This is a genomic window from Methylococcus capsulatus (assembly GCF_036864975.1).
Taxonomy (GTDB): Bacteria; Pseudomonadota; Gammaproteobacteria; order Methylococcales; family Methylococcaceae; genus Methylococcus.
This window is the reverse complement of sequence record NZ_CP104311.1, coordinates 1,143,616-1,159,104: the sequence shown is the minus strand read 5'-3', so window position 1 is coordinate 1,159,104 and position 15,489 is coordinate 1,143,616. Positions and strand designations below refer to the sequence as shown.

Sequence of the window (15,489 nt, the reverse complement as noted above, 5' to 3'; positions counted from 1 at the left end):
GCGGACTCCATCCCTGGAGTCCGTCCCTCCGGGACCCGCCGCTCGGCGGTCCAAATCCGCTCCCGGCGGATTTGTGCGGTGCTGACGGCGTCATTCGATTCAATTGCGGACTCCATCCCTGGAGTCCGTCCCTCCGGGACCCGCCGCTCGGCGGTCCAAGTTCGCTCCCGGCGAACTGGTGCGGACTCCATCCCTGGAGGCCACCCCTTCGGGGCCAGCCTGGCGGCTGTCCAAATCTGTTCCAGGCAGATTTGTCACATAACTCACTTTGACGAAGGGCACGATCAGCTCCTCCACGGAGATGCCGCCGTGAACCACGACTTGGGTCTCCTTCGGCACAAACGCCCCCCGCCCTCCTGCGAATAGCGGCATGAAGTTCGCCGGTAGTCCAGCGACATTCAGACGGAAGGTCTCCGGATTGGCGGCCGCCGTCTCCGCAATCACAGCCTCGCTGCGATAGGTCCTGACGCGCTCCCCGCGCAGTTCCGACGCGACTCCCTGGCTCGGGCGGCCAATGCCCACCGCTTCAACGTTGCCGTGGTCGGAGGTACAGTAGACGTGGAATCCGTTGTCCAGCAGCATCGAGAACAGACGATCCACGAAGCCCGACTCGCACCAGCTAGCGATCTGGGCAGCAATGCCCCGCTTTCCGAGCACCGCCCCATGGATGATCTCGTCGACGGTGTCCACGACGAGGCCGGCCACCTTCACAGTCGGATTGCTCAGGGCTGCCTCAAGCGCGGGGAGGTCATCGGTGCGCTTGATTGACTTGCGGTACAGAACCTCGTTTGCGCGAAGACCATGGTCCTGCCAGAACCGATTCCATTGCGCAGGTTCCTGAGAAGTTGACTCGATGCTGTCGGCGAACTCGCGCGGGCGCAGGCCAGAGAACAGCGCCTGCCGGGACACCGATGTCAGGGTTGGCAGCCACGCAAAACAGGCGTTCTCGTCGAACATCAGCCGTTGCGACCGTTTGATCACGGTCTCCCGGATCTGAATCCACTGGTCTACGGCCAGCCCGTCGAATACCAGCAGCGCGATCTTCTCCTCACCGTTGCCTCGGCGCATCGCCAGATACCGTGGCACGTGGTGGACCATGATCGGCCGCGTGAAGGCCGGCAAGGACAATAGATCCGCGTAATGCTTCCCTACCCATTCACGCAAGCAATCGTCGGCAGAGCTAACCAGGTCTCGCATCGAGTCCTTGATGCTTTCCGCCCGGGCCGCATCCAATCCATGAAAACGCGAGATGACTTCGCCGAGCCGACGCGAGAAATGGGTCCAGTCGCGGTGTGGGGACTCGATGGTCGGCATTTCCGCCTTCAGGTTCTTGATGCCTTCGAGTACCAGGTTCCGCATCGCCGCCGGGTCCTGCACGACACCGGCCTTGGCCCATTCCGGCAGGGTGGCCGGCACGCCCTGCACCACCAGCGGGTGCAGCGTGCCGTCCAGGAACATCGAGTCGACGATCACGCGGACGTCATGGTGGTCGAAAGGCAGGTCGAGTTTTGCGACGTAATCGGGCGGTGTGGGTTCACCCGTGCGGGTTCCAGTGACTCCCAGCCTGGTGAGATAGCGAAACCAGGCTTCCTGCACGACACGGATGGTGATGCTCTTGTTTGCAAACAACTCGGCGATAGGTATGCCTTTGACCAATTCGCCGGGAGCGAATTGGGATGCCGGAACGGCGGCCCCGTCAGGGGCGGATGCCAGGGATGGTGTCCGCAACGCGTCATGCTCACCGACCACTTGCCCCACGTGCTGCGCGAGCACGGGTGGAAGGGCCGCCTCGCGGTAGTGCAGACGAAGGAGCTCACGCCAAAAGTCCTCCGGGCGCGTGATCAGGTGAGGGCTGATGCGAAAGATGTGCGTCAGCACGAACTCCTTGGTCGCGGCTTCGCCCAGCGCTTGATGGGCGTGCCGCGCCTGCGCTTCGAACAAGGAGGGCAGCATCTCGCTACCCAGTTGCCTCACCACGGCATAGCTCAGCTTGGGGAGCAACTCGGCGAGACTTAAAGAGAGCTTCCGTGCCTGACGCAGGTAGTCCCAAGGCAAGTCGCTGACGTTCGTGCCGGGCAGATGCAGGATCAAGGCGCGGGATGGCCCCGGCTCACCGCGATCCCACGCCGCCCGATAGCGCTCTTCGTACTCCGCCCGGAAAGTGATGCTGTCCTCGAAGGGCAATACCTCAAAGCCACGCTCGCGCAGTCCCGACAACACTTGGCTCTGCAGCAGCACATCGTCCGGGTCGGCGACGATCCAGAGCCGGGCCAGATCGACGGGAAACTCCTTGAGGATGCGGTCAACCCAGGCAGTCATGCTGGCGCACCTCCCGGGTGACCAATGCGAAGCATTAGCACCGCGTTGAGATCCGGCGTGCAGGCTGCAGCAATCGCCAGCGCTGCCATACGCGCATCAAACTCAGCTTCGAGCCGTTTGCGGCGGTGCTCCCTGACCGCGGGAAGGCCTATGCGGCCGATCGCCTGGTAACGCGCCTCGAAGGCGTAGCGCGCCCGTTCGCGCTCTTCGGCGAGCCAGGTGCGGTGCTCCTCCAGCAGATCCCTGAAGAGCCTCTCCCCTTGCACTTTGGCCGCAGCCAACGACGTTTCGAAGCAGGCCAAGGCGTTCTCCACCTCGACCTTTGGTGCGAGCGTCACGTTCTCGGTCAGCAGCAAATCCCATATCCGCTTGGCGGTCGGCACGAAGGCGCGGCCATCGTCGGTGACAAACACGGGCAGGAATCGCCGCTGGTTGAAGCTCTCGGAGAGATTGGACGCGCTGATGCTGATCTCCCACAGCGACCACACGCCATGCACCGTATCGGGCAGGCCGGTCACCGCTGCAATCGGCAGCGGCTGGCCCGCCACGCAGCGCGGCAGCTCGCTGATGACTGCGCGGGCGCGTGGATCTTCCAGCGTGATCCACTCCATCTCAGGGTTCTGTTCGGCGGTGCGCGCGTCGAAGCAGACACGGGGAGATTCACTCGCGACATCCATGCCGCTCGCCCCAAGGGGCGCCTTCGGCGCGCAAATCGGCAATCCTGCCGATTCGTCGCTCCCTACCCCATCCGGCCAACGAATTCGCCAACCATCCCCTTCTCTGACAGCCATGCCGCCACGCAGAGGCAACCCGGCGGTGATCGCGCGCTCCAACCAGTACTGCGCCGGATGATCCCGCCATTTGCGGGCATCATCGGCTTTCAGCGCGTGTTCTTCGTTCAGCAGATCGATGCCTTTGCGGCTGGCTGCCACCTTCTCCCGAATCTGGTCGATGACCGCATCGCATTCCTTGTCGATCGATGCTGGATCTTGCAGCCCGTGCAGGAACAGTTCGTCGAAGATCGGCTCCACCTCCACCGAGTCCATCACATCGGCCGCCTTGTCGACGCCGAACTCCTGGGCAATGACAGCGAGCTTTTCCTCCAGCACCTCGCGCACCCGGTGCTCCACCGTGCCTTCCAGCACGAAGTTGATGGCGCGCACGACATGAGGCTGACCGATGCGGTCCACGCGGCCGATGCGCTGCTCCAAACGCATCGGGTTCCACGGCATGTCGAAGTTGACGACGACATGACAGAACTGGAGGTTCAGTCCCTCACCGCCGGCGTCGGTGGAGACCAGTATTTGAGCACCGCGTGACAAATTCGCCGGGAGCGAATTTGGACAGCCGCCAGGCTGGTCCCGAAGGGACGGACTCCGGGGATGGAGTCCGCAAAAGGCCTGCTGCGCACGGGTGCGCGCATCCAGGTCCATGCCGCCGTTGAGCAGCGCCACCGAAAAGCCCCGTCTTTCCAGGAACTCCGCCAGCATGGCCTGGGTGGGCACGAATTCGGTGAAGACCAGCACCTTGAGCTGCGGGTCGTTCTCTTCCTGCTGGAGTTTGTAGATCAACTCCAACAGCGCTTCCGCCTTGGCATCCGTTCCTTGTCGCTCGGTTTCGCGAGCCAGCTCCAACAGCATCTCGACTTCCGACTTCTCCCGCTCCCAGCCGCTGGCCTGCACGGCGATGTCGAGCTGGGATTGGCCGTCGAGCTCTGCCCACTCATCCGGGTCAACCGCCTCGACAAAATCGCTTGGAGCGATTTTGGACAGCCGCCAGGCTGGCCCCGAAGGGGCCGGGTTCAGGGATGGATCCGGCAGCAGGTTCGCCTGCGCAGCAGGCGCATCCAGCAGGGCCAGGCGTTTTTCCAGGGTGGCGCGGATGGCGGCTGTACTGGACGTCACCAGCCGCTGCATCAGGATCATCAGGAAGCCGATGTGCCGCTGCTTGGCGGCCATCGCCTGGTTGTAACCGTGCCGCACGTAGTCCGTCACCGCCTCGTAGAGCCGCTGCTGGGCGGCATGCCTGTCCTGCCACGCCACGGCCTGGAGCCGGGTGGACCGGGGCTTGAATAACGGTTGGCCTTCCGCGTCAATGGCGGCCCGCTTCTCGGTGCGGATCACGAACGGGCGTACCCGGTCACGGTTGATGCTGCTTTCGTCCGGAAACGCCTCGCGATCCAGCAACTGCATCAGCCGCAGGAACTGGTCCGTCTTTCCCTGGTGCGGCGTAGCGGACAGCAGCAGCAGATAGGGCGCGGCCTCGGCCAGGGCGGCACCCAGCTTGTAGCGGGCAACCTGCTCGGTACTCCCGCCGAGACGGTGCGACTCATCGATGATCACCAGATCCCAACCGGCCGAGATCAGGTCCTCGAAGCGCTCGCGGTTGTAAGTGGCGAGTTGCTCCAGGCTCCAGCCGCGCCGGCCCTCGATGGGTTTCACCGAATCCAGCGAGCAGATCACCTGGTCGTGCATGCGCCAGAGGTTTTCGTCGTTCACCCTCACCCCCGGCCCCTCTCCCAGAGGGAGAGGGGAGGAAAAGGAACGGAAGGCGGTGAGTTCAGATGGCTCGATGAAGCGGAAGTGCTCGCCGAAGTGCAGCCGCATCTCCATCTGCCACTGGCGCACCAGGCCTTTCGGCGCCACCACCAACACCCGACGTACCATGCCGCGAAGCTTCAACTCGCGCAGGATCAAGCCCGCCTCGATGGTCTTGCCCAGTCCCACCTCATCCGCCAGCAGGTAGCGGATGCGGTTTTGGCTCATGGCTCGGTTTAGCGCGTAGAGCTGGTGCGGCAGCGGCTTGACGCTCGTCTGCATCGGCGCCAGCAGCAGGTTGTCTTCCATCGCTTCCAGCAGCTTGGCCGCCGCTGCTGTATGCAGAATCTGCTCCACGGTCGGGCGCACGCTGGTCAGCGCGCCAAGATCCTGCGCGCGGGCGCGCACCACGGCATCCTTGGCCGGTAGCCAGACGCGGAAGACGACCTCGCCCCACAGTGCCTCTCGGTCGATCACCCGGCAGGGTGACGCCTGTCGGGCGTGCCAGCACCAGTCACCGATGTCCCAAGCATTCATGTGCTGAGTCGGCTGACAGGATACTGGGGCAAGGCCTTGTTCCACGTCTTGATATTCATGACAGCACAACCAGCCACGAACGACCTTTCCCACGGCTTGTCGTCCGGGCCGGTTGTTGGAATCTGCCGTTTCAGTGCGTCGGTCCGGGCCAACAAATCGGCATCGGACAAAGTGCTCGCGCCGATCAGCACCAAGTAGTAAATGGGCTTCGTCGCTTGACCTGATGCCCATTCGTACAGGAAAGAGTCCCGGTACTTCGTTTTCAGATCGGCATCCAGCGCTCCACTAAGGAACTTTTGCAGGAACTTCTTCTGATCTTTGGGCTGCGCCGCAGGATGTTCCGGGTCCTTGAACTCGATGAACAGAACCCGGTCATCCAGTTCCACGATGAAATCCACCGCTTTCATGCAGTGGCTCAGGCCGTGGCTTGCCTCGTCATCGAACTTTCGCCCTACTGCATTAGCCGGCAAGGCGATCTGCAAATCCCCCTCGGCCAGAATCGTCATTCGACCAACCCTCCAAGGCTGCGCTTCAGTTCGCGGTCGTAGAGATCGCTGAATGTCCCGGCGATCGCATTGGGGTCGATACCGGTGTAGCTGTCGCTGGCGTTAGCCACGACCGCCTTCTGTGCGTCGCGATACAGGGAGATATAGCGGATGGCATCGCCCTTTTTCTGACGCAAGTCGAACTCCTTGAGCAGCACGTAATTGTGCGTGGTCAGGAAGACCTGAACCCCAAGACGATGCAGTTCCAGGATGATTTCGACGACATCGCCCATGAGGGATGGGTTCAGGTTGGCTTCCGGCTCATCCCAGAAGAGAACAGAGCCAGACAGCAGCGTGCCGTTCTGGATCAATAGCCAAACCAGCGCGAGCTTGCGCATACCTTCGGCGAGTAAGGTGAACTCCAACTCGCCTTGGCTGTTCTTTAGAAAAAAGTGCTCGCCCTTGGCTACCACCTTGCCTTCCATGGCCTTTTGAATCGTCGATAACAGCCGTTGGCGGTTCGCAGCGATAGGGCCCTTTAGCGTCGGAAGAAAGGCCTTCTTGATGATGTCGACATAGACTTCCTCGAAGGCAATTTCCCGTTTCGAGGCTGTAGCGAGAAAACCGGGAGCATGTGCGAGCATTTCCTTGACCGGAATGTAGGCGGATTCCAATCCGGCTCCCCGCCACTTCGTTTCACCCGTGACACGCACATCCTCCACGTCGGCTTTCTGGTTGTCGATGACCGCCTTGAGCTTGGCGCCATCATCTCGCGTGACTGTGATCTCGGCGGCGGGCAAGCCCCGCTGTCGTCGTATTAGACGTGTCATGCGCGCCTGGTAGGGATTGAAGACGCCAAGCAGCTTGCGGGCGAAACCCTTTTCCTGATCTTCACCCGTGGTAATCGCTGTCGCGGCATAGAGGATCTTGAGCAAATGGGTCTTGCCCGTGCCGTTGGCACCAATAATGACATTGACCCCTGGCGATAGCGCTTGGTCCAGTTTGGCAAAGGCCGTGAAATTTTCCAGCCTGACGTGGTTGATCTTGCTCATAGTCCGCTCTCCATTCTTGTCAGCGCCTGGTCATACCAGAGCAGCAGCTTCTCGTCTTCCTGCAGCGCCTCGTCCGGGATCTTCTGGGCCACCTTGATGATGGTCTGGTAGTCGCGCCTAGCCCAGGCCGCCTTGAAGCCGGCGCGCAGCACCTCCAGCCGGAACTCCTTGAGCCGGCGCCCGGTGGCGGCCAGGTAGGTATCGAACTCCTTGAGCACTTTCTCGCGTTTCTTCTCCAGGTCCTGCGCCTTGTTCGGATCGGGCACGTACCAGCGATCCTTGGCCTTGGCGACCAGACGCGGGTCGTTCTTCTCCAAACCGCGCAGCTCTTTGAAGTTCGACGAAAGGTAAGCGTGGATCTGGCTGGGCACGTCGCCGGTGCCGTCGTACTTGAGGAAGTTGTCCTCCAGCAGCGCGGCCAACTCGGGCTTGCTCTCGTGCTTCTTCCAGCCGGCGCCGAGCTGGGTGATGAACTCGGGGTGCAGTTCCTGGTAGGTCGAAGGACGTCGCTTGAGGAAGTCAGCCAGCCAATCGATGGCGCTGCGCTCGTCGGAGACGAACAGCTCCATCTGCGGCGCCTGCGCCATCTGGGCGCGCTTCTTGTCGTATTCGGCCACCTGCTCGGGTAGGAAGATCATGCCGTCGCGCTCGACAAAGCGTTGAGCAAGACCAGATTGGAACTCCTGAGATGACATGGGCACCGGTGTATTGTGCCGCACGAACCAGGCCACCATGCGGTCGAAAAGAATGCGCGGGTCGCGTTCGATGATGAATTCCAGCGCGCCATTCTTGACTTTGGTCACCGAAAGGTTCTTGAGATGCGTCTGCACGAAATCCCAGGCCGAAGCCTCGCACGCACCGCGCTCGGCAAAGCGCTGTTCCAGCCCGCCGTTGGGCTTGTAGGCCGAGATCACCAGGTCTTGCTTGACGGCCACCGCCGTTGTGACAGCCTTGAAGCTACCTTGCTGCTTATCGAGAGCTGACACATTGGCAACGACAAAGCCCGCCTCCTGCATGGCGGTTTGTAGGCTGTTCCACACGGCAGCCTGCGTGTTTGAGAACACCACGGTCATCCAGCGGCCGGGCTTGAGAACGCGGAAATATTCTTTGAAGCAATCAGCCATCAGCTTGCGGTAGTCGTCCACCGACTTCTGAGCGGCTCGATTTTCCTTTGCGCGATCTACGATGGCATCCAGCTTGGCTTGCGTTATCACGCCGTGCCACGCCTCGACCAGGAAATTCAACTCAGCATAGGACAGGTTCTCGCCGAAGGGCGGATCGGTGAAGATGTAATCCACCGCGTCGTCGGGCAGCGGCAGCCGGGCCGCGCTGCCGGTGGACACTGCCGTTTCGCCAGCGCCGGGTTTCAAGTTGCGGAAGGCCTTGACTAGCCGATCCAGCTTTCCTCCGAGGTTGTAATTCGGGGATGGCTCGGCACATTGTGCTGGCACATAGTACACGCCTGTTAGATATTGATTGACGTGTGAGTACGCTCGCAGACGATAACGATTTAGAACTGAGAAACCCCAAATCGCCTGCTCCACCATGAACAGCAGAAACGCCCGGAGGCGCGCATCGGGGTGGGAGCGCGCCTTCTCCCACAGCCTGCCCATGGCTTGCGCAGCGCGGGGCAGGAACATGTGGTGTGTATGGGTGATGCCCTTATCACGCATACGCGGCGCTTCCCACATGTCAGCATAGGGAAATTCAACGACGGGAACTTCGGGTGGCAATGACTGTGCGTCAATCTTCGCTAGCAAGGCCAGATCATTGGCGTCGGGCTTCTTCTCGTAGCGGGAGCTGCCAATTCGATAGGACATCAGCGTCGGCTCGCGCTTCGGGGTCGAAAGCGTCTTTCCGGTGGCGCGGTCGAGCTTCGAAACATAGAGCCGCTCAAGCTTCTTCTTCGTCAACTCCACGCCACAGTGTGGGCACGGAAAAGCATCGCGGACCCGCTTGCTTTCCTCGTCCAGTGCTTCATCCAGAAAATTCACCTCACCAGCGCACTCTGGACAGGTGAAGACTTCGCTCCACACCGTGTACTCGATCCGCCCTTGGTCTTGCCATCGGTGTGCATGGTTTCGTACATCCAGCCGATTTCCTGCTCGACCTCATCGAGCAGTTGTTTGCCTGCGCGGGCGAAGGCCTCCACGTCGAACGGCAGGTTGTAGTTGGCGGCAATGAAGGTGGCCGCCGGCGACAGGTCGTTGAGGATGACGCGACGCGCGCCCCACTTGGGCGCTGGCTTGCCTTGCTTCTTCCATTCGATCTCCAGTTCATGCCGGTAAGCATCCGGCGCGCAGCCGCACCAGGCTGCGGCCACGCCGGTCATGCCGGATCCCGCGAAGCCGTCGAGCACGAGATCTCCAGGTTCGGTGTAATGCAGGATCGACGGCACGATGGCCAGGTGCGGCACCTTGGTGTGGTAGGAATGCGCCTTGTAGATCGGATCGGTCTTGCCGACCGAGACGTCGATGGCCAGCGGCTCACGCGAATACTTCACCGCTGGGTCATAGGGCGTGCCGTAGTGCTTGATGAACTCTGCCAACCACGGATTCGGACATGCCGTGTAGTACGGCGGATCGGACATGGCCAGGATCGCCTCATCCGTCCCCTGCGGGAAGCCTTCCTGCTGGCGGAATTCTGGGTCCTTCAGCTTATCGGCCAGCAGTTTTAGGTAATGTTCGCGACGCGCCTTGTCGCTTGGAAAAACCTGCCCCAAACACTCGACGGGGCCCGAGGCGGTTCGAGGTTGTTCCTGGAAGATGTCGTTCACGGCTGGTTTTCCTTCCAAGGATTGATGACGCGAATCCCGGGCAGATCGAAATCGTCCAGATTGCGGGTCACCAGGGTCAAGCCATGTTCCAGGGCGGTAGCGGCGAGCAGGCTGTCGATGGCGGGTAGTGGACGCGCGGCCATGGCGCAGAGCCGCCCCCAACGGTCGGCGGTGCGCGCATCGATCGGCAAAATGCGTCCCGCGAAATACTGCGGCAGGTCGTTTTCGAGCCAGTCAAGAAAGGCCGTCTTACGCGTGCCTTCCGCGATCGCTTCGATCCCCTTGCGCAATTCTCCCAGCGTGAGTACGGAAAGGTAGAGCGATGGGGCCGGCCGTTCGGTGAACCAGCCCACCACCGCCGGGTGAGGTTGTCGTTTTTTCAGTTCGGAAAGCGCATTGGTGTCGATGAGATAGCTCAAAGCTCGACCTCGCGCGTCAGACTCTGGTCGCGTGAAAATTCGACGTCATCCGCGCCATAGAGCGGAGAACACCGCATGAACTCCACGAGTGACTCGCGCCGCTGGGTCAAACGGTCGTAGTCCTCCCGCGAAAGCACCACCACCGCCGGCTCACCGCGCAAGGTTATTTCTTGCGGTTCGTGCTCCATCGCCAGCCGCACGACTTCACTCAAACGCGCTTTGGCGTCTTGCAATGCCCATTCACGCATGGAAACCTCCACAAACAGACTAGTCAGTCTGGTCATTTTAATGCAGAAATATTCACTCCACCACGAACCGCAGTTTGCTCGCATCCCTTCCCTTGCAGCGCTCGTTCATGAACGACTCGAAGCGGCGGCGCAATTCGTCAGGCGTCGCCGGCGAGCCGCCAGTGAGCAGGGCCTTCTTAATGTCATCGCCGGTGACCACGATCTTCTCAAGGCCGGACAGCGCCTCCTGTACGGCGGCAACGAACTCCGGAGTTACCGGGTCGGGCAAGGCCTTCGAGGCCAGGAAGCCCTGGATCAGGTCGCGCTGCGTGGCCTTCAGCAGCTCGAAGTTGGCCTGGATGATCGGGTCTTCCAGGTTGTCGACCAGCGTCTGTTGCCAACCTTGGACCAAGCGGTCGAGCTCGTCGTCCAGCGCCTTGAGGACGTTGGCCGCCGGAAGCCAATCGCCCTGCTCGTTGGCGGGGCGATAGCCGCAGTGCGGACAGACCGGGCTGGCTTCCAGCTCCCTTTCCACCAGGGACGCGCAGCTCTTGAGCTTGTCCAGCTTGTCTTCGAAGGTGGTGAGCTGGCCGGTGGGCATGAGGGAGATGCCGGCCAGGGCGCGCAGGGTCACAATGCGCGGGTCACGGCGCAATGCGGACTTGGTCTTGTCTTCCGCCACGCCGAGCCGGGCCTTGCTGTGTTGCGCCACGTAGGCGGTGATGTAGTCCTTCTTGAGCGTGGCCAGGCGCTGGCGATACTCGGCGGCATGCTGCGCACTGCGGTCCTCGGCGAGCTTGTCGAGGATGTCCTTGCGGGCAGCCTGGGCCTGCTGCACCCAGGCATGGTCGCCGGGCAGCACCATTTCGGCTTGGGAGAGGTAGGCGGCAACATTGCCCAGCTCGGCAACCAGGTCACGCAGTCTCTCCACTGCGGCAAGCACATCGAGGTTCTTCTTCTGAGTCTCGATGTCGTCCTGGGTGATGCGCAAGTTCTTGAGCTTGCCGACAGTGTTGTAGGGCGACAGTCCTTCCAGGAAGCCCTTGAGCGCTTCCAGCCGTGTGCGCCAATCGCGCAGCTCTTCTTCGCGCAGCAGGGACTGGCCCCAGAAGCTGAGGCGGTTCTGCAGGTCGGTGCCGACCGTGAGCACACGCTGTACCAGCTTGGCCACGGCATCCAGCAGTTTCTTGACCGGTTCTTCCTTGCCTTGCGTCGCCATCTGGGCAAGGCCGGACGGCAGGCCCAGCAGCTCGAACAGCGCGCGCAGGACGGCGACATTGATCTCCTTGGGCGGCTCGATGTGCTTGAACTGGATCTGGTCGTCCAGGGATCGTTCGGCCAGGAGCGAGAGCTTGCCGGCGTCGATCTTGTCGCCGGTAATCGCCAGCACGATGTCGCCCGAGTAGACCAGCGCGCCCAGCACGATGATCAGAAGGTCTGGCTCCAGTCTGTACTTGGTTGGGTAGAAATATTCGATGTCTCCAGCAACCGGAACGAGCAGCTCGCTGCGGTTGAGCACCTGCCCGTGGCCTTTGGCCTTGAGCCGGTTGAGCACTTCCTGGGCGTACTTGGATCGCGTGGGCTCGATGCGGTCGCCGTCCAACATCTCCAGCGCGTCCAGGATGGCGATGGCGTCCTTGGTGCGCGTTCCACCCGCCAGCGCCTTCAGGGCGTTGGTGATGAGCTGCTTGCGGTTGGATTCGGTGACCAGGACAGAGAAGGTCGGATATTCCGGCGCAAGATCCGCGAAATGGGTGCCGAGAGCCAGACCTGAGGTGACGTTGACGATGTCGCGGAAGTTGGCGCGCTCGTCCGGGCCCAATCGGAGCTTGTCGCGCATCGACACGCCCTTGGCCCATTCCGAAAGGCGTCGGGTCTTGCCCTGGTAGGTGACCTCGAAGGCGGTCATCTGTTTGTCCTGCAGCCACTTGCTCATGTCGCTTAAGGCGCGACGGGCCTTGTCCAGGTAGACGGCCTTTGCCGCGCAGCTGGCCGTGGAAGCAAGTTCCTGGGCAGCGGCGTAGAACGCCAGATGGCGCTTGATGGCGTCGTCCAGCCCCTTCAGTCGGAAGAACACCTCGTCCGTCTTGTTGTCGTCGCGGAAACGGGGCGGCTCGAACGGCTGGATGAAGTAGATGTAGAAATCGCGCTCGGGCTGGGCGGTCGGCCGATCGTTGGGCGCCCCTAGGAAGAGGTAGCCGTTGCGCTCCACGCGGCGGTCCTGCCACTCGACCTGGTGCTGCCATATCTTGTAGCCGGTAACGTAGGCATGCTCATCGGTGCATTCCATGAGCTGCATCATGGCGCTGTAGTAGGCACGATCCAGGGCGTCGTCGGACAGCGCTTCGGCGCGCTTTTCGATCTGGGCGTCGTAGTCGACGTCCTTCTTGAGATCGAGGTAGTACTGCTCGGTATCTGGCGCTTTGGAGATGAACTGGCCGTTGACCGTCTTGACGATCTCGCGCAGCGTCGTCTGCACGGCGGTCAGCAGGTCGTCGGAAGGCTCGCCGCCCATGTCCTCGATGCCGGGCTGGTACAGACAAAGCGTGTCGCGCAGTTCCTCGGCCGTTGGGCCCACCGGCACGTAGATGTCGCCGCCGGTGGTCAGGCGGTGTACGGACAGCCCCTTGATCACCCGCATGGCCATCGCCTTGTAGGGCGGACGGGTGAAGGCCTTTTGCACGCGCTCGCCCAGCGCCTCCGCAACCTTCAACACCGGGCCGATATTCGGGTCTGAGCGCAGCACCGAGTTGGAGGTGACCGTGTCCCAGAACTTGTCGTAGCCGATCAAGCCGGGGCGATCGGTCGGCACCTCCTCATCCAGGAGAGCCTGGATCTGGTCGCGCAGGGTGACCAGCGCGCCACGCTTTTCGGTAAAGATCAGCCGCTCGAAGGTGCCGATGTAGTCCGGGTGAACGGGGAAAAGGCGGACATACTCATCCATCCGCTCGTTCATATTGCTGTAGAACTTGGCGAAGGGCGTGAGATAGGTGCGGATCTTGTGTTGCTGGTCGGCCGACTTCTTGAGCAGGCGTTCGGCCACCACAAAGCTCACGTCATGGCGGGCAAGCAGCACCTGGGTGAAGCGCTCGCTCACGCGATACAGGCTGTCGGCCACGTGCTGGAAGCGGCTGCTGTCGAAGATGGCCTCCTGCACGCCGGCCACGAAGCGGAAGCGCAGGTGCTTGGTGACCTCGCCGATCTCGCGCAGGAAGGACAGATCCAGCACCAGATCATGGTCCTTGCGGGAGCGCAGGTATTCAAGGAATTCATCAACGACGAGGAGGACGCCGTGGTTGGGGTGCACCTCGTCGAACGCGGCCATCATCTCTTCGAAGGCGGCCTTGTTGTTGACCACCTTGTCGGCCGGCGGGAAGGAATAGCTAACACCCTGGTTCTCCAGGAAAATCTCGAGCTCCTGCGTGATGATGTCGCGCAGGGACATCTGGCTGGAGATCTCGATCCGGTGCACCTTGAACTTGCCGGCGATCGCACCGGCAGCCTCGGCGACCTTGGGGTGGCGGATCATGGGGACGTAGGCGGCGTCCTCGGCGATCAGCGACAGCACCGACATCAAATGCGACTTACCGGTGCCATAGTTGCCGACCACGAGCACACCCTTGTGGTCGACCGATTCGTCGAACGAGAGCTGCGGGATCATCTGCTTGGTGATCCGCTCGGCCATGTCGTCGGAGATGACGTAGGTGGCGACGAGCTTCTTTGCCTCATCGGGCCGATTGGCGTCGAGCAGCTGAATGACCGACTCGATCGGCTCGAACTGAATGAGATCCCCGTAGCGCATGCGTTTTCCCCCTTTACTTCACCGTTTGCTCACCCCCTCCCTGGGGTTCGCCCTGCGGGCCGCACTCCGTGCGTCCAAATTCGCTCCCGGCGAATTTGTCAATTTCGAACGGGACCAGGCCATCGAGGCCGTAGTCCTGATATTCCGGATGCCCCATTTCCGCATAGATCAGGCGGCCATCACGTAGCTCTCCCGGCCACACCGCCACAACACGAAGGGCTTTGGCGTGGCGCTTGAGCAGATCCAGCGGATCGAGCTTGAGCATTTGGTCGAACAGCAGCTCGATGTTGTCGAGCAGGAGCAGATCGCCGCTCGCGTAACTCTGGGCCAGCTCCCGCATGACGACATTGGCCTGGAGTGCCCGCTGCCGCAGCGGCAACGCCGCGAGGCGCTTTCCCAGCGCGGCTCCGACATTCATGACCTTCGCACCGCGCCGATTGGCAAGCATTGCCAGCAGTCGGGTCTTGCCGCACCCAGGGCGCCCAACAAGCAGGATCAGCTTGCTTTGTAGTGCACCAGTTTCATCAACAAGAGAATCAAGCCGCGACAGCATTTCCTGGTTTCCGACGACTCACAGAATGCTTCAATATTCATCTAGAGCCACTAAACCGCCAAGTCGCCCCACAGCGTCTGGATTGCCGCCAAGGCAGCCAGGGCGGCGGTTTCGGTGCGCAGCACGCGCGGGCCGAGGCGGACCGGGGTGAACGCTGCCGCCATCGCCATATCACGCTCGGCATCGCTGAACCCGCCCTCCGGGCCCGACAGCAGGGTCACCGTACCGGTGGGCGGTACCAGATCGCGCAGGCCACGGGAGGCATGGGGATCGAGGAAGATCCGAAGACCCGCGGCCGTCGGCAGCCACGCACCCAGGGACAAAGGCTCCAGCACTTCCGGCACCCGGTTGCGCCCACTCTGCTCGCAGGCGGCCCAGACCACCCGGCGCCAGTGCTCCAGGCGCTGCGCCTTGCGTTCGCCATCGAGCTGCACCACGCAGCGTTCGGTGAACAAGGGAGTGATGGCGCCAACGCCCAGTTCCACCGCCTTCTGGATCGCCAGGTCCATACGCTCGCCGCGCGAGATGCCCAGCCCCAGCCGCACGTCGAGGAGGGATTCGCGGTCGTCCGGCCGGTGCTCGCCTACCGTCAGACTCACGGCCTCCCGGTGACAGGTTTCGATCCGCGCGGCGAACTCGCCGCCTTCTCCGTTGAACAAGGTGAGCTCGAAACCGCGCTTGAGCCGCAGGACCGTGCGGAGGTAATGGGCGCGCTCCTCGTCCAGCACGACATCGGCACCCGATGCCAGCGGCACCGGCAGATACAGACGGGAAATGCGCAT

11 protein-coding genes are annotated in these 15,489 nt (G+C 62.1%); all 11 read right to left on the bottom strand.

The features are described 5' to 3' along the window. Positions 1 to 99: 99 nt before the first annotated feature. Genes pglZ through N4J17_RS05645 form a run of 11 tightly spaced genes read right to left on the bottom strand, consistent with a single transcriptional unit; the run spans position 100 to position 15,489 of the window. Positions 100 to 2,319 (bottom strand): BREX-3 system phosphatase PglZ, encoded by a 2,220-nt coding sequence (gene pglZ, locus N4J17_RS05695; protein WP_232470292.1) that lies wholly within the window; start codon positions 2,317 to 2,319, stop codon positions 100 to 102. After that, a complete protein-coding gene (locus tag N4J17_RS05690; RefSeq protein WP_198322142.1) occupies positions 2,316 to 5,393 on the bottom strand; it encodes a helicase-related protein in 3,078 nt (1,025 codons plus the stop codon). The genes pglZ and N4J17_RS05690 overlap by 4 nt, the downstream gene beginning before the upstream one ends. Further along, positions 5,390 to 5,899: a hypothetical protein gene (locus N4J17_RS05685; protein WP_198322143.1), complete on the bottom strand. Its 510-nt coding sequence runs from the start codon at positions 5,897 to 5,899 to the stop codon at positions 5,390 to 5,392. The genes N4J17_RS05690 and N4J17_RS05685 overlap by 4 nt, the downstream gene beginning before the upstream one ends. Next, the gene (locus N4J17_RS05680; protein ID WP_198322144.1) at positions 5,896 to 6,930 is read right to left on the bottom strand and encodes an AAA family ATPase; all 1,035 of its coding nucleotides are present in this window, start codon (positions 6,928 to 6,930) and stop codon (positions 5,896 to 5,898) included. The genes N4J17_RS05685 and N4J17_RS05680 overlap by 4 nt, the downstream gene beginning before the upstream one ends. Then, complete coding sequence (locus tag N4J17_RS05675; RefSeq protein WP_277458380.1) at positions 6,927 to 8,966, bottom strand: DNA methyltransferase; 2,040 nt, start codon at positions 8,964 to 8,966, stop codon at positions 6,927 to 6,929. Before N4J17_RS05675 ends, N4J17_RS05680 begins: the two co-directional genes overlap by 4 nt. Next, positions 8,921 to 9,706 (bottom strand): DNA methyltransferase, encoded by a 786-nt coding sequence (locus N4J17_RS05670; RefSeq protein ID WP_198322146.1) that lies wholly within the window; start codon positions 9,704 to 9,706, stop codon positions 8,921 to 8,923. The genes N4J17_RS05675 and N4J17_RS05670 overlap by 46 nt, the downstream gene beginning before the upstream one ends. Then, complete coding sequence (locus N4J17_RS05665) at positions 9,703 to 10,125, bottom strand: type II toxin-antitoxin system VapC family toxin (RefSeq protein WP_198322147.1); 423 nt, start codon at positions 10,123 to 10,125, stop codon at positions 9,703 to 9,705. The genes N4J17_RS05670 and N4J17_RS05665 overlap by 4 nt, the downstream gene beginning before the upstream one ends. Then, a complete protein-coding gene (locus N4J17_RS05660; RefSeq protein ID WP_198322223.1) occupies positions 10,122 to 10,373 on the bottom strand; it encodes a type II toxin-antitoxin system prevent-host-death family antitoxin in 252 nt (83 codons plus the stop codon). The genes N4J17_RS05665 and N4J17_RS05660 overlap by 4 nt, the downstream gene beginning before the upstream one ends. Positions 10,374 to 10,425: 52 nt before the next feature. Beyond that, positions 10,426 to 14,154 (bottom strand): DUF6079 family protein, encoded by a 3,729-nt coding sequence (locus N4J17_RS05655; RefSeq protein WP_198322148.1) that lies wholly within the window; start codon positions 14,152 to 14,154, stop codon positions 10,426 to 10,428. A 13-nt stretch (positions 14,155 to 14,167) separates the two neighbouring features. Further along, a complete protein-coding gene (gene brxF, locus N4J17_RS05650) occupies positions 14,168 to 14,707 on the bottom strand; it encodes a BREX-3 system P-loop-containing protein BrxF (RefSeq protein WP_198322149.1) in 540 nt (179 codons plus the stop codon). 50 nt (positions 14,708 to 14,757) lie between these two features. Continuing rightward, on the bottom strand, positions 14,758 to 15,489 hold the full coding sequence (locus N4J17_RS05645) for a 16S rRNA (uracil(1498)-N(3))-methyltransferase (RefSeq protein ID WP_198322150.1): 732 nt from the start codon (positions 15,487 to 15,489) through the stop codon (positions 14,758 to 14,760).

Bases quoted from the DNA above. Each gene is read 5' to 3' on its own strand.
- pglZ (WP_232470292.1), bottom strand. From the start codon at position 2,319: ATGACTGCCTGGGTTGACCGCATCCTCAAGGAGTTTCCCGTCGATCTG.
- N4J17_RS05690 (WP_198322142.1), bottom strand. From the start codon at position 5,393: ATGAATGCTTGGGACATCGGTGACTGGTGCTGGCACGCCCGACAGGCG.
- N4J17_RS05685 (WP_198322143.1), bottom strand. From the start codon at position 5,899: ATGACGATTCTGGCCGAGGGGGATTTGCAGATCGCCTTGCCGGCTAAT.
- N4J17_RS05680 (WP_198322144.1), bottom strand. From the start codon at position 6,930: ATGAGCAAGATCAACCACGTCAGGCTGGAAAATTTCACGGCCTTTGCC.
- N4J17_RS05660 (WP_198322223.1), bottom strand. From the start codon at position 10,373: ATGCGTGAATGGGCATTGCAAGACGCCAAAGCGCGTTTGAGTGAAGTC.
- N4J17_RS05655 (WP_198322148.1), bottom strand. From the start codon at position 14,154: ATGCGCTACGGGGATCTCATTCAGTTCGAGCCGATCGAGTCGGTCATT.
- brxF (WP_198322149.1), bottom strand. From the start codon at position 14,707: ATGCTGTCGCGGCTTGATTCTCTTGTTGATGAAACTGGTGCACTACAA.
- N4J17_RS05645 (WP_198322150.1), bottom strand. From the start codon at position 15,489: ATGCGCATTTCCCGTCTGTATCTGCCGGTGCCGCTGGCATCGGGTGCC.